The 13,258-nt window shown below is 40.7% G+C and carries 12 protein-coding genes and 1 pseudogene; 9 read left to right on the top strand and 4 right to left on the bottom strand.

Annotated features, from left to right (window positions below; translation table 11 throughout):
* Positions 1–121 precede the first annotated feature (121 nt).
* Positions 122–1,762 (bottom strand): helix-turn-helix domain-containing protein, encoded by a 1,641-nt coding sequence (locus ACFVQB_RS18470; protein ID WP_379441943.1) that lies wholly within the window; start codon positions 1,760–1,762, stop codon positions 122–124.
* A gap of 311 nt (positions 1,763–2,073) precedes the next feature.
* Here ACFVQB_RS18470 and ACFVQB_RS18475 point away from each other — a divergent pair.
* The 5 genes and pseudogenes from ACFVQB_RS18475 to ACFVQB_RS18495 all read left to right on the top strand — a co-directional run.
* Positions 2,074–2,374, top strand: a pseudogene (locus ACFVQB_RS18475) (hypothetical protein); the annotation flags it as partial.
* A gap of 218 nt (positions 2,375–2,592) precedes the next feature.
* Positions 2,593–3,189: an undecaprenyl phosphate transporter UptA gene (uptA, locus tag ACFVQB_RS18480; protein ID WP_379442860.1), complete on the top strand. Its 597-nt coding sequence runs from the start codon at positions 2,593–2,595 to the stop codon at positions 3,187–3,189.
* A gap of 150 nt (positions 3,190–3,339) precedes the next feature.
* Positions 3,340–4,278: a hypothetical protein gene (locus ACFVQB_RS18485; RefSeq protein ID WP_379441944.1), complete on the top strand. Its 939-nt coding sequence runs from the start codon at positions 3,340–3,342 to the stop codon at positions 4,276–4,278.
* 181 nt (positions 4,279–4,459) lie between these two features.
* Positions 4,460–5,152: a FadR/GntR family transcriptional regulator gene (locus ACFVQB_RS18490; protein WP_379441945.1), complete on the top strand. Its 693-nt coding sequence runs from the start codon at positions 4,460–4,462 to the stop codon at positions 5,150–5,152.
* Positions 5,149–6,357 (top strand): CynX/NimT family MFS transporter, encoded by a 1,209-nt coding sequence (locus tag ACFVQB_RS18495; protein ID WP_379441946.1) that lies wholly within the window; start codon positions 5,149–5,151, stop codon positions 6,355–6,357. Before ACFVQB_RS18490 ends, ACFVQB_RS18495 begins: the two co-directional genes overlap by 4 nt.
* 815 nt (positions 6,358–7,172) lie before the next feature.
* On the opposite strand, the gene ACFVQB_RS18500 is transcribed toward ACFVQB_RS18495, so the two are convergent.
* Together ACFVQB_RS18500 and ACFVQB_RS18505 are read right to left on the bottom strand one after the other, a co-directional pair.
* Complete coding sequence (locus tag ACFVQB_RS18500) at positions 7,173–7,742, bottom strand: class I SAM-dependent methyltransferase (protein WP_379441947.1); 570 nt, start codon at positions 7,740–7,742, stop codon at positions 7,173–7,175.
* Positions 7,739–8,239 carry a DedA family protein gene (locus ACFVQB_RS18505; protein WP_379441948.1) on the bottom strand — a complete coding sequence of 167 codons (501 nt, stop codon included), beginning with the start codon at positions 8,237–8,239 and terminating at the stop codon, positions 7,739–7,741. Before ACFVQB_RS18505 ends, ACFVQB_RS18500 begins: the two co-directional genes overlap by 4 nt.
* Before the next feature lie 333 nt (positions 8,240–8,572).
* Between ACFVQB_RS18505 and ACFVQB_RS18510 the strand changes: the two genes are divergently transcribed.
* The 4 genes from ACFVQB_RS18510 to ACFVQB_RS18525 all read left to right on the top strand — a co-directional run bounded on the left by ACFVQB_RS18510 (position 8,573) and on the right by ACFVQB_RS18525 (position 12,689).
* Positions 8,573–9,271 (top strand): response regulator transcription factor, encoded by a 699-nt coding sequence (locus ACFVQB_RS18510; RefSeq protein WP_379442864.1) that lies wholly within the window; start codon positions 8,573–8,575, stop codon positions 9,269–9,271.
* Complete coding sequence (locus ACFVQB_RS18515) at positions 9,246–10,547, top strand: sensor histidine kinase (protein WP_379441949.1); 1,302 nt, start codon at positions 9,246–9,248, stop codon at positions 10,545–10,547. The genes ACFVQB_RS18510 and ACFVQB_RS18515 overlap by 26 nt, the downstream gene beginning before the upstream one ends.
* 317 nt (positions 10,548–10,864) lie before the next feature.
* A complete protein-coding gene (locus tag ACFVQB_RS18520; protein ID WP_379442867.1) occupies positions 10,865–11,608 on the top strand; it encodes an SDR family NAD(P)-dependent oxidoreductase in 744 nt (247 codons plus the stop codon).
* Between the two features lie 280 nt (positions 11,609–11,888).
* A complete protein-coding gene (locus tag ACFVQB_RS18525) occupies positions 11,889–12,689 on the top strand; it encodes a Cof-type HAD-IIB family hydrolase (RefSeq protein ID WP_379441950.1) in 801 nt (266 codons plus the stop codon).
* 85 nt (positions 12,690–12,774) lie between these two features.
* On the opposite strand, the gene ACFVQB_RS18530 is transcribed toward ACFVQB_RS18525, so the two are convergent.
* Positions 12,775–13,176 (bottom strand): VOC family protein, encoded by a 402-nt coding sequence (locus tag ACFVQB_RS18530; protein WP_379441951.1) that lies wholly within the window; start codon positions 13,174–13,176, stop codon positions 12,775–12,777.
* Positions 13,177–13,258 lie beyond the last annotated feature (82 nt).

Below are 13,258 nucleotides of genomic sequence, written 5' to 3' on the forward strand. Positions count from 1 at the left end.
GCTCCCCTTGAATAATAAAATTTGCAAATGACAATCCATTGATAAGATTGATTATCATTATCACATAAAAAGAGTATAATTGTTTTTTTAATCTCGGAATATTGACGATAAGGACAAAGTTTTATGCACGATTACGCCAAAGTTTCAGCGCTTCATCTAAAACCAGGTCATTGGTGAATGCTGTATATTCAACCCATGGATAAGTAGGAAGGAAGTCAACACGACGATTTTTTACTGCTTTAAGATTACGCCATGCTTCAGAACGCTTGAGTAATTGCCAACTTGAATGCGCGCGTGCATCCTCATCCAGAATAATTAATAAGCGGTCGGCATCGTAAGCGGCCAGTTCTGCAGGTTTTACTTGGTAATCGGGTTTTGAAGGATCGATACCATTTGCTGGAGTAATGTGCAAATCATCATAAAAGACCGTGGTTAAGCTTCTATGCCCCAAAATGTTGTAATGCTCACCAGTAACTCTTAAGACAAGAAGTGTGTCTTCATTAATCGTGGATTGTATCTGTTCTCGTACGAAAGTCGACTTGCGTTCATATTTTTCAAACCATAGTTCAGCAATGGATGATTTGCCCAAGAAAGCTGCAATCAGTTGTAAATGCTCACGCCAATCCTTCTCCATCCATGGCACGAAAAATGAAGGGGCAATTCGTTTGATCTGTGCTTGCTCCTCGACTGACACGAAGCTATCGATGCCAATAATATAATCAGGTTTAGTTAGGAGTAGCTCTCTTCTTTTCATCGATTCTGTTGAATTCAATGATAGAACTAAATCAGTTCCGTATTTTCTTTTATAATAATCTGTCCAGGGATGATCTCCTGGTGCTGCACTGGGTGTAATCTGAAGTGGCAGCAACTGTCCAATATTGAGAGGGTTGTAGGCGACAATTTTCTGCTTGTTGTTTCTAATGAACGTTGCCGGAGGGATCCCTGTAATCTGTTTGAATTTACGGCGGAAATAAATATCATCAGAATAACCCACATGATGCGCGATATCTTTGAGACGGTATTCGCTGCCTGTTTTCATTAGCTTCTGGGCTTGGTCAATTCGAAACACTGCCAGATAATCGATTGCACTGCAGCCAAATCTCTTTTTAAATAACCGCATAAAATGACGAGGACTTATTCCTGCCACATTCGCCAAATGTTCTATGGATAGGTCTCGTTGAAAATGTCTTTCCATATAGGACTTTACATATTCGAGAGCAGATTCCGGATCATGTTCCAGAACAAGAAGGCTGTCCTGGAAAATTTCATATAGAAGTTCCTGAAAGAGGATTTGGCTGCGAAACCGCTTCAGAAAATCATTACTTTCAGAGCCGTAAGCTATTTTTTCACACAAAGAGTTTACGGAGACTGTAGAAGAAAGATTGATCTTCCCTTGTATTGGGAACGTGAAGTTTTCTTTGTTCGTTTCCAGGGAGGAAATGATCGTGGAATCAGAATCCTTAACAATATCAAATCGTAGAAGATAACACCCGCGGTCATCTAATAACTGCGTTTCGGCTTGTACAAGTTGACCTGGTGTGAAAATGTATACACAGCCTTCTTCCCATTTGATATGCTGTCCATCCATTGTTATCCAGCCTTGGCCGCTTGATGTTACAAGAAGTAGATGGGATTCAATGAACTGTAGTTTTAGTTCCCAATCATTAGAAGTATTTCTGATATGTTGTATCTGTCTAAGCTTATAGTTTGCATCTTCAAGTACCGCAAATGGAGCACTCTCAATGGTTTTATACCTTTCCAATTTGTTTCTCACCATCCCTTTATAAGGAACATTCTAGCTCACAAACATGCTCATCGCAATTGGTCTCTGTCTTGGTGGGTCATAATTCAGTTGTCCCAGCGCGCTTCCCAAACGTGGTTCGGCACTGCAACCTGGGTGCGCACTCTGTGACCGAATTTTGGATGTAGGACAACAAAAGCAAACGGTCAAGTACATTCAAGAGCAAACGAGGACGATGTCTGACGTCGTAGAGGAACTGAATATCCCCAAAAGCACGTTACATCAATGAAAAAATCCTAGCTACACTGTCCACTTTATTGACAGAAGAGCATTTGATGATTGGAAGACTTTTGAATATAGTTGAAGGCCAAATTATGGTAGCAAACATGGATGTTTCTGAATCTAAGCAAAAATCGTGACTATTTGGCGACAAGAAAATCATTTTGTAACATATTTAGATGAGCTTTCTGGTGGTCAAAGGCATGAATTTGGAACATAGAAGAGGTTATGGATCCAGATGTTTTGATAGATATTTTTGAAACAAAAATAGAAATTATCGATGGTCCTTATGGGCCAATAGCTATTTATTTGTTACAATGTTTTCGAAAAAATCATCTTATGATAGGGATGTAAACAGTCGTCTTAGAGATGATTGCTTACATCCCTATTCTTTAATTAATTAGAATTACATTCTGAAGATAGATGATGGCTTGTTTATTAAGAAGGTGAAAAAGGAAAAATTAAAAATTTTCCAGGGTAAAATAAAAATCGATTTTAATCAAATTCCAATTTTAGTTTGATATCGTTCTATTGGGTGCACGGAGTAATTAAACGTGAAGGTAGGAATAGCGATGGGAGATATCATTAATCAAATATTGGAAGTTATCACGGGGATGGGATATTGGGGAATTTTGCTGGGTATGACGCTTGAAGTTATTCCAAGTGAAATTGTTTTAGCTTATGCAGGTTATTTAGTTTATCACGGACAATTGAGTCTGGTCCAGGCTGTAATTTTCGGGACTCTGGGATGCCTGCTGCAACATGTGATTCTGTATGCAATTGGACGATACGGAGGAAGAATATTAGTGGATAAGTATGGAAAATATTTGCATATCAAATCCAAGCATGTGGATATGACTGAACGCTGGTTCCAGAAGTATGGAGTTGGTGTGGTGTTCACCTCGCGCTTTATTCCTGTTGTTCGACAAGCAATTTCCATTCCAGCAGGTATTGTCAAAATGAATATTTTTATTTTCTTACTTTTTTCAGGATTGGCCTCGATTCCATGGGCTATTTTATTCGTATTTCTAGGTAAGACATTAGGCGAGAATTGGAAGAATATTAATGAGATAGCCGCCCCATATACACAACCTTTTTTATGGGGTGCTGTCGGTTTGATGTTTATCTACGTTTGGTTTAAGAGTATTAAACACAAGAAAAGTCAATAGGGCACAAACAAGAATTACATCATTCACCAGATCACCCTTAACAAGGAAAAAAAATCTGAACTGCAGTACCCTCAGACCATAGCCTATGCTCCAAATATAATATTTCACAAGTCTCCAACACAGATCCAGACGAGAAAAGGAGTGAGTAATTTGAAGCCTAAACTTTCAGGAGACCTTGAAAGAATACTGAATAGACTTGAGAAATCTGATTTAATTACTCTCCTCACAGAAGAAATCTCCGGCAGCGATCTAAATACGCTTCTTTTGAAGGTGTTTAATGAGAAGGCTAGAAGAGCTTCTCCAAATGATCTACTTAAGAGATACACAGAAAATCGGTTTGTTCATCCAGCAAAGGTGGAACCGCTTCAACTAAAACAATTGGAAATGGATATTCTGAAAGTAGCTGTAAATCAGGGAGTATCCCCACTCCAGTTGTCACCTGTTGCCCCATTGGGCTGTACCTCAGTAGTAGGTACAGTTGACCAAAACAAAGTCATTTCGGCACTTCGGGGGACGGAAGTTGTTTCAGATGCAACGAATCTTATCGCGTTACATATCGCTGATCTGATTAAATACCATAAAACCTCTAGAGAGAATTACATGCGATATTGTACTACCCATAGACATGTACGAGCACAGTATTTTGGTGGTTCTCCAGGAATGCTCGCTCATTTTCACTTATTCTGTATGGTGACTTCAGGGGTTGACCAAGGATCATACGATTTCGAGAAAAAATCATTGTGGGAACACATCGAAATTTATCGAACGATTTTTAAATCACTCTTCAATTCCAGAATCGAGGTTATTTTTAGTGAGCGAGGTGGATATAAAGATAGCGCGGGTTTAATATCAAGAATCACTGATTATGGGGAAAGTTTAGAATTAAATGATGTGGTCATAAGTACAGGTTCTCCTCATAAGGAGAATCAGTACTATAAGGGGTTGCAATTCACTTTAAAGACAGTAATCGAGGATGAGGAGTATTACATTGGTGATGGAGGCTTTGTAGACTGGACACAAAAAATGCTCGGAACTAAGAAGGAGCGATTATTAATAAGTGCAATTGGATTGGATCGTCTTTTGGTTTGATATTAAACTAATTGGAAGTCGCTATTATAGCGGCTTTTTTGTTTTATAGGAACAAGTTCTTGTCCTGATTATCCATAGGCAGTTTTTAGGCAAAGAGTTGTCTCCATAATATAAGTGTGCTATAATACCGATTAACCAAACATCCTATGTTTGAAAAAATAGATGAAATGAGGGCTTACGTATGCTTCAGAAAACAAATCGGCTGACGCTGGTCGAGCAAGTTGCATTGCAAATGGAAAGACAGATCGAATCTGGCAAGTGGGCTGTCGGGACGCGTATTCCGGCCGAGCCGGAGTTGATGGTCGAGTTGAATGTTAGCCGCAATACATTGAGGGAAGCCATTCGGGCCCTGGTCCACGCGGGACTCTTGAAGACGAAGCAAGGGGACGGAACGTACGTCTGCTCTTCGAGCGTGCTGGGAGTTGTACTACATAAACGAATCATGCGCTCCGATACGATGCAAACATTGGAAGTCCGGCATGCGCTCGAACGCGAGGGAGCCCATCTTGCCGCACAGCGCAGAACGGACGACGAGGCTCGCGAGCTTCTTCTCCAACTGGAACGCTGGGAGGGGGCGGCAGCACGCGGTGACATGGATGGCATTGTAACGGAGGATATTCGTCTACACCAAGGCATCATCGCGGCGTCTCATAATGAAATCTTGATCGAATTATACAACCATATCGCGGACGCGTCACAAGATTCGATTATAAGCCTGACTCGTTATGAAATCGATACGAGTTTCCAGGAGATGCACCGGCAACTGGTCGAAGCAATTGTTGACCAAGATGCCGATCGTGCCGTGGCAACGGTTCACCGTTATATTGCGGAATCAAAAGCTGTTTTTGAGGTCAAAGGAGACGAGCGGCCATGAGCGTACTAAGCGATACAAAGTCAACGATCGGGAAGAAGTCGTTGTCGTTGGGTTGGCCGATCATCCTCGGCATCGTCCTGATTGCACTGACCATGCGGTCGCCACTAACGTCGGTAGGTCCATTGATCGGTTCGATTCGTGAATCCCTCGGACTGTCGAATGCTACGGCAGGTCTGCTCACTACACTGCCGTTGCTTGCTTTCGCGCTGCTCTCGCCGTTCGCACCCATTTTGGCACGCCGTTTTGGGGTGGAACGGACCCTGCTTTATGCGCTGGTTTTACTCGTAGTGGGTATTGCTATCCGTTCGTTGGCCGCAACCGCTTCTTTGTTTGCAGGCACTGCTTTGATTGGGTTGGCGATTGCGGTATGCAACGTACTCATTCCAAGCCTGGTCAAACGTGATTTTGCTCATCAAGTTGGCCTCATGACCGGTGTGTACTCCGTGTCAATGAATTTATGTGGTGCAATCGCATCCGGTATCAGTGTTCCGGTCGCCCGCGACCTCGGTTTCGGTTGGAATGGCGCGCTCGGCATTTGGGGCATACTCGTTCTGTTGGCCGCACTGTTCTGGTTACCTCAAGCTCGGGCGAGTCGGGTGTCTGCCGGTGCAGCAACGAGCGGTGCATCGAAGCGCCGAAGTCTGTGGCGTTCGCCACTGGCATGGATGGTTACGATTTTTATGGGGATGCAGTCTCTCTTTTTCTATGTTTTGGTCGCTTGGTTGCCTGAAATCATGACAAGCCGGGGATTGAGTGAAGACAGCGCCGGTTGGATGTTATCGCTGTTTCAAACTGCTGCGCTGCCCGTAGCGTTCATCGTGCCGATTGTTGCGGGACGCATGAAGAACCAACGTTTACTGGTCATCATAATGACTATCCTGTTGTTTGTCTCATTGGGAGGCCTTTACTTTGGGGGAAATGCTCTCATTTCGTTATGGACAGTTTTACTTGGAATTGGTGGGGGATGTGCGTTCAGCTTGGCCATGATCTTTTTAAGCTTGCGGACGAAAGATGCCCACGATACAGTTTCTTTGTCCGGTATGTCGCAATCCGTTGGATATTTGCTGGCGGCAACCGGACCGATCTTGTTCGGTTTGCTTCATGACATCACGGCAAGCTGGAGCCCCCCGCTATTGCTGCTGCTTGCCGTTAGCGCTCTGTTGCTCCTGTCCGGCTTGGGCGCCTCCAGAAATCGCACGGTTTAAGACACTAGTAAAGAAGAATAAGCAGAGCTTGTGATAAAGCGCCGAATGCTCTCGACAGAGGCGGAATGAGATTTGTAGCTCAAGTCTATCTGGTCAGCCGGAATACCATTAAGCAAAGGATGACCAGAGGGAGACAAGACATATGCCCATTGAAAGTCGCTATTTTAAGCGGCTTTTTTGTTTTATTGATAGTAAAAAGAAAGAATGTCGCGGATAAGGTTTATAGACCGTGAGCGGATAGCGGAATGACACCTATATATGGAAGGTTTTTAATATATCAATTGCGAAATTAATTGGCTATAATGCAAAAGGATATAAAAGGAGATATGAAATTTATAAAAAAATAACAAAAATGAGGAATATATGTGGTTTACTTTTTATGGACGATGTATCTTGGATTGCTGGGAACAGCATCTCTCGCATTTTTATTAAAAGGAAAGTATAAATCAAAACTTAGCAAAATAGATTTCGTCGTATCTGTCATTACATGGATTGGGTTGTTAGGTTTCGTTACAGAAACCAGTATTCTATCTCCTGTTTTCTGGAAATTTGTTACCGTGATAGCTTTTCTGTGGGATATATCATTCACGATGCTTCTAAAGGATTATGAAGGTAAAGAAATATTCTTTTTCATGAATGTTGCCGGTAACCCCAGGCATCCTATGTATTGAAAGAATCCGTGTAAACGAAATAAGAATGTAAACCAGTGGAATATAAATTCATTCACTGGTTTTTATTTATCCCGGATGAAATTTGATAAATTATAAAGGGGCCATAGAGCTTCCTTAATTCAAACTATAACAATGAAGACTTAGCTATTCATTACTTTCTTTTTTACGACACACATAAGCGTATGCAGAGGGAATATTTAGAGGTACAAACACAATTTTTTCAATGATAAATTTTTCGGATAGCTGTTTTTTCATTTGTAGAGAATATTGAAAAGCAATAAACTGTCCCCCAGGTTTTAGAGCTTGGTGAATCTGTTCAATTAAAGTGTCCCTCAAAGTACGCTCAAAATTAAAAAATGGCAAACCGCTAAATATATAATCGAGTTCATGTATGCCTTCGTTCCTCATTGTGTTCATTAAAGTAGCGGCGTTTGGATGTGAATTGAAATTCGGATATTCATTCTGTAAAATGCTTCGCATCGTCTGATCCATCTCAAATAATAAAACTTTTGTGTTTTCATGTGCATTTTTTTGAATATATCGGGTAATAGCCCCAGTCCCTGCTCCAAGCTCTGCAACTGCCATATTTTCTTGCCAAATTGCTTGTTTAACCATCGTATTGGCCAAAAAACGAGAACTTGGAATAATACTCCCCACATTTTTGGGGCTCCTCATAAAACTTCTTAAAAATAGCAGACAGTCCTTTGATTTCATTTTATAACCTCCAGCATTGATAAGATTGGGGTTCCGAAGAAATTTCCCAAAGCAAAAAAAGTGATCGTCCAGAGTAGGGCGCTGGAGTATGTTATAAGAGCGAATTTCGTATAATGAACACCGCTCAGTCCAATGAGCAAAGGCATGAAATAACGTACAACCGGGATAAACATTCCGATACACATCGCTACATGGCCTCTTTTTCTTAAAATGGATTCAGCTATGAGATAGTGCTTATTGTGTGAGAATGTATTCCTCAATTTGTGACCGAATAATTTGCCTGTAAAATAAGCAACTGTAATCGCTGTTAGCAGACCAATCAGAATACTGATATAGGCAGCCCAATGATCGATAGATCCCGAACGACATAGAACGGCACTGGTAATAATGGTTACTTCATTAGGAATTGGGATTCCGAATGGGCCCAGGGAGAAGGCGAGAAAAAAGAAAAGGTACCCATATTGATGGATAAGATCTAGCACGTGTTGAACAATCATTTTTTCAACTCCTTATGTGGATAGGTGTATCTTAACGAGAAAAAATAAGGAATTGATTAGAGTATTTCTAAAGAAAATCTAAAAAAAAAATGAACCTCATGATCTTTTTGGATAAACATTGGCCATGGGATTCATAATGGTCTCCATTACTTAGCTAACGATGTATAAAAACTTCATAAATTCATTCGTTTTATATCGGAGATTTTTTATTTATATCTTGTATGATGGTCTGATGAAACGAAAATGGAAAAATGTATTTGTTTTACGCAACTGGTGCCTCTGCAGAAAGTATTGTAGAGTTGTAGGAGCAATTACGCGATGAAGGTGAGAAATATGGAGATAAATAATATTCTTGTTGTAGATGATGAACCGGAAATTCGAGAAGCTCTCGTTATTTATTTAAAAAGCAATGATGTAGATGTTTTTACGGCCTCTAACGGATTGGAGGCACTGGAAATCCTTGAACAAGAAACGATTCATCTTATTATCATGGACCTCATGATGCCACAGCTTGATGGAATTAAGACGACATTTAAAATTCGTGAAAACAAAAATATACCGATCATAATGCTTTCCGCCAAATCGGAGGATAGTGACAAGATTTTGGGACTCAACGTTGGCGCCGATGACTATATAACGAAACCGTTTAATCCGCTTGAACTGGTCGCTAGAGTCCGATCTCAGCTGCGCCGGTTTACGAATTTAGGTTCCTTTCACTCCATCGGGGAAGAGATCATTCAAGTAAAAGGACTTGTGCTGAACAAAAGTTCGAAGACTGTTGAGGTGGATGGAGAGGACGTTAGACTGACTGCGAAGGAATACAAAATTTTGGAGCTGCTGATGGAGAACAAGGGCAGAGTTTTCTCTATTGAAGAGATTTATGAGCGCGTGTGGAATGAACCGATCTTTGCTTCAGAGAATACGGTTGCCGTACATGTGAGAAATATTCGTGAGAAAATTGAGATCAATCCTAAAGACCCAAAATATTTAAAGGTGGTATGGGGAATTGGATACAAAATCGAGAAAAAGTAAAGAAGATCGAAAGATTGGAATCGACCTTCTTGTCATCATAATCGCAGTTATTTTAGGGATCTTCATACTTATAAACGAGTATTCATACCTGGGGTTGAGTCTGAGATTTTCAACTTCAAGTTTCATCTTAGAACTTATTTCCATTATTATCCTGGGCTTGTTGGTAGCCAGACTGTTTCGTTATTTTAAGGTACCTCATAATAAACGTTCCTTCTGGGACGGCAGTGTGCTGCTAGATTACTTCCATATTTGGAGAACCGGTTTTAGAGCCAGTCTGCTAAACGGGAGACTAACGTTTGGCCTCATTATTATGTTTCTGCTGACCGCCTTAGCCGGCATTTGTTTTTGGGAGGCAGTCACATATTACGGACAGGGATGGCTCGTACTTTATTTGTTGCTATGTGTGTTGTTTCTGGTTCCTTATATACTCTCCAAGCTTAGACGTTTCATCGCCATCATCAACGGGAGTAAAGAGATTGCCGAAGGAAATATTCAAAATTCAATTCAAGATACCGGAAACGATTCCCTATCTGAACTTGCTGGTTATATTAACAATATGAAAGCCGGGTATCAAAGCGCGTTGGAACATCAAATGAAAAGCGAACGGTTAAAAACGGAACTGATTACCAACGTATCGCATGATTTGAAGACCCCGCTTACTTCGATTATTAACTACGTTGATTTATTAAAAAAAGAAAATCATTCTTCGGAAACAACCCTAGCCTATATTGAAACGCTGGAACGCAAGGCGCTTCGTCTGAAACTGTTAATTGAAGACCTTTTCGATATTTCCAAGATGGCCAGCGGTACAATAGAGCTGGATTTGGAGTACGTCGATGTGGCAACGTTGTTGACCCAAGCAATCGCGGAATCAAACACTCATATGGGACAAGCGTCGCTCGAAATGCGGGAGAGGATTGCGAAATTTCCGATCCATGCGTTTTTGGACGGTAATAAAATATGGCGTGTATTCGAAAACTTAATTAGCAACGCGCAGAAATACTCGCTTCCAGGAACGCGGATCTATATTTATTTGGACGAGACTGATGATCTGGTAAGATTCAAAATTCAAAACACCTCTGCTTATGAGATTGATTTTGATGCGGAAGAACTGTTTGAACGTTTCAAAAGAGCAGATGAATCTCGCCAGACAGAGGGATCGGGACTAGGACTGGCTATTGTGAAAAGCATCGTTGAGTTGCATGGAGGGGAGATCAAAGTCGAGATTCACGGCGATCAATTCAACGTTATTGTGCATTTACCCAAGAAGCGCTGAATGAAATAAAAGATCACCAACCTTTGAAGCCATTGTAAGCTTGCCATATTTAAAATGGTTAGCTGGGATTGAACCCAGGTATCCAAATAAGAAGAATAATGATTATCCATATGATCCATGTCTGAATGAGTAAATATCCGAAAAAAGGATCTCATCCGTACTTCCGTTCCCTTCAAATGAAATACCCTACAAATGGGGGGGATACAATCCATTATTACACAGAACATTATAGGATAGTATTTCAAAATTAAAGGAGTAAGATTGAGGAGTACAAGTTCATGAATCTTACTAATGATGAAATGGAGCGGTTGATTCTTATGAAATTAAATGAAAAAGTAGCTATTGTTACAGGTGGTGCCAGTGGAATTGGTGAAGCCACTGTTCGCCTTTTCGCAAAAGAAGGAGCAAAAGTGGTCATTGCTGACTTTTCTGAACATGGTAAAGAACTAGCTACCGAACTCAATGGGGAAGGTCATGATACGTTTTTTGTCAAAACAGATGTTACTAAAGAAGAAGATATTAAGCACATGATTAATGAAACCGTTGAGAAATATGGTAAGTTGGATATTATGTATGCAAATGCAGGGGTTGCCGATGACGAAACCGCTGATGTATTGTCATATGATAAATGGAAACGAACAATCGATATTAACTTGTCAGGTGTATTCCTTTCCGACAAATATGCAATTGAACAATTCCTTAAGCAAGGAAATGGCGGAGTTATTGTTAATGCTGGTTCAATACACAGCTTTGTTGCGCTGCCTAAAACAACAGCTTATGCTTCGGCAAAAGGGGGCGTTAAGCTGTTAACTCAGAATTTATGTACTGCTTATGCAAGCGAGGGAATCCGCGTCAACGCGGTATGTCCTGGATACATTGAAACGCCTTTATTGAAGAACGTAGATGAAAAAAGCAAAGAATATTTAACTTCACTTCATCCACAGGGCAGACTTGGACGACCAGAAGAAGTAGCAAAAGCTGTGTTGTTCTTAGCCAGCGATGATGCTAGTTTTGTAAATGGTACGACCTTGCTTGTTGATGGAGGTTATACGGCACATTAATGTTGGTGAGTTAACAGATCATGTTATCTGAAAACAGATTATCCAATCGAAAAAACCTCTATACATTGAGAACTTCTTAATGATTTAGAGGTTTTTTTAGTTTAGTTCCATATAAAAGGAATTGCTAATGTATAAAAATGTATTTTATCACTGGATAGATGGGGTTGACATGGAACCAGTTACAGAGTCTACTATTGCGTTATAGCTACAGGAACTGGTGTAGATTCTTAATAAATATACTTTATAAAGGGAATTATTACTTGAAATCGGAGGGATTTAAATGATTAAACTTGTAGTAACTGATTTGGACGGAACATTTTTGAATAATCAAGGTTCATTTGATATTGAACTTTTTAATGAAGTGCATGAAGAAATGCAAAAGAAAGGAATAACGTTTGTTGCCTGCACGGGAAAACAGTGTGAACGAGTAGAAAAGTTGTTTGGTAACCATGGAAAAGGGATCTGGATTCTTGGAGATAGCGCAGCCAGAATTAAGAAAGATGGAAAAGTCGTTAAAGAGTTTAGCATAGATCGCACACTCGTCCTAAGAGCCATTGAAGAAATTCAAGCTTTTGATCCTCAAATGACAATCATTGTATGTGCAAGCGATGCAGCATACGTACATTCCTCTATCCCTGATGATATGTACAACGTAGTTAAAGGCTCTTACGAACAAGTGATAAAAATGGATTCCTTTTCCGAAATTGATAGTGATTTTATCAAAATAACCGTATTTGATACAGAAGGCAGAAGCACAATGCTTAGAAAACATGTGGAACAAAGGTTACATGGCCAAATCTACATTGTCGACTCTGAAGCCAAATGGCTGGACATTACCGCTCTTCATACCCATAAAGGCGAAACGGTAAAAAAATTACAGGATATGCTGGGGGTAACCGCGGAGGAAACGATGTCGTTCGGTGATGGAGAGAACGATGTTGAACTGATGGCAATTGCTAAATACAGCTTTGCTGTTGCCAATGCATGCGAGAACACCAAAAAAGCAGCAAGTTTCATTACGAAATCTAATGAAGAAAACGGCGTTCTTATAACCATTCAAAAAATAATGGATTTGCAGTAGAGCTGCCCTAATACGTTCTCAATTCCGTACAGGCATACCATATGAACAAACGCTGGTGACCTTAACAGGTGACCAGCGTTTTTACTTATTTTTTCGGCATTTTGCTCTCATCCATGTAAAGCAGGTTCCAGCGGTGACCGTCCAGGTCGGCAAATCCTGCGCCGTACATCCAGCCGTCGCTTTCACTCGGTTTGCCAAAGATGCTTCCTCCGGCAAACTCCACTTTTTGAATAAAGGCATCTACTTCTTCTCTGCTTTCAGCGCCAATGGAAAATATTACTTCTGCGCTATGGGAAGTATCTGCTGTTTTTGAACCTGTAAATTTTTCAAACGTCGACTCCGGGAACAGCAGAATCGTTGTTTGACCTATGGACAGCTGGGCTCTCTCGTTACCAACACTCACCGCATGGAATCCAATCTCATTGAAAAAAGTAGTGGAGCTCTCAACATCTTTAACTGGCAGGTTAATCCAGATATCGTGTGGCATGGTTGTAACCTCCTGGAATATATTTTTTACTACGCCTACTATACTCTACTTCTGGCAGCAGAAGCGAATTTTATAAAAGAGA

Source organism: Paenibacillus sp. NPDC057886 (genome assembly GCF_042796655.1).
Taxonomy (GTDB): domain Bacteria; phylum Bacillota; class Bacilli; order Paenibacillales; family Paenibacillaceae; genus Paenibacillus.

Coding starts and splice junctions, on each gene's coding strand:
- ACFVQB_RS18500 (WP_379441947.1), bottom strand. CDS start 7,742: ATGAAATCAAAGGACTGTCTGCTATTTTTAAGAAGTTTTATGAGGAGC.
- ACFVQB_RS18505 (WP_379441948.1), bottom strand. CDS start 8,239: ATGATTGTTCAACACGTGCTAGATCTTATCCATCAATATGGGTACCTT.
- ACFVQB_RS18525 (WP_379441950.1), top strand. CDS start 11,889: ATGATTAAACTTGTAGTAACTGATTTGGACGGAACATTTTTGAATAAT.
- ACFVQB_RS18520 (WP_379442867.1), top strand. CDS start 10,865: ATGAAATTAAATGAAAAAGTAGCTATTGTTACAGGTGGTGCCAGTGGA.
- ACFVQB_RS18490 (WP_379441945.1), top strand. CDS start 4,460: ATGCTTCAGAAAACAAATCGGCTGACGCTGGTCGAGCAAGTTGCATTG.
- ACFVQB_RS18495 (WP_379441946.1), top strand. CDS start 5,149: ATGAGCGTACTAAGCGATACAAAGTCAACGATCGGGAAGAAGTCGTTG.
- uptA (WP_379442860.1), top strand. CDS start 2,593: ATGGGAGATATCATTAATCAAATATTGGAAGTTATCACGGGGATGGGA.
- ACFVQB_RS18530 (WP_379441951.1), bottom strand. CDS start 13,176: ATGCCACACGATATCTGGATTAACCTGCCAGTTAAAGATGTTGAGAGC.
- ACFVQB_RS18510 (WP_379442864.1), top strand. CDS start 8,573: ATGGAGATAAATAATATTCTTGTTGTAGATGATGAACCGGAAATTCGA.